The 599-nt window shown below is 38.0% G+C and carries 1 protein-coding gene; it reads left to right on the forward strand.

The genetic code is table 11. The annotated features are described in order from the left end of the window. Nucleotides 1-22: 22 nt before the first annotated feature. A partial coding sequence (locus ELS83_RS21785; RefSeq protein ID WP_216616765.1) for a hypothetical protein occupies nucleotides 23-599 on the forward strand: 577 nt, incomplete at its 3' end.

The raw sequence follows: 599 nt of genomic DNA on the forward strand, positions 1-599 counted from the left end.
TATTATGCAGCACTTCCAACCTATGGTGTACGATGAAAGTAGGTGTGTAATCGAGACGACAAGGGGGACTTTTCCAGTTCCTGACAATTATAAGAAATACAAAACGTTAGCATTTGCATTTGTTGGACATGTACTSAATACAGACGACACACCGGTAATTGAAAAAGAACTGGATTGGCCTGATCCTGCACTAGTGTACAATACAATTGTCGATCGAATCATAAATCACCCAGAATTATCACAGTTTATATCGGTTGCATTTATTAGTCAGTTAAAGGCCACCATCGGAGAGGGTTTAGATATTAATGTAAAAGGCACGCTAAACCGCAGGGGAAAGGGTATCAGAAGGCCTAAAGGCGTATTTTTTAGATACATGGAATCTCCATTTGTCAATACAAAGGTCACTGCATTCTTCTCTTATCTTCGAGATTATAATAAAATTGCCTCAGAATATCACAATAATACTAAATTCATTCTCACGTTTTCATGTCAAGCATATTGGGCATCTGGCCCAAACTTCTCCGCCTTGAAGAATGTTATTAGGTGCTCCATAATTCATGAATACATTTCTAAGTTTGTGGAAAGAGAACAGGATAAAG

The sequence above is a fragment of the Marinifilum caeruleilacunae genome, assembly GCF_013141825.1.
Lineage (GTDB): Bacteria > Bacteroidota > Bacteroidia > Bacteroidales > Marinifilaceae > Marinifilum > Marinifilum caeruleilacunae.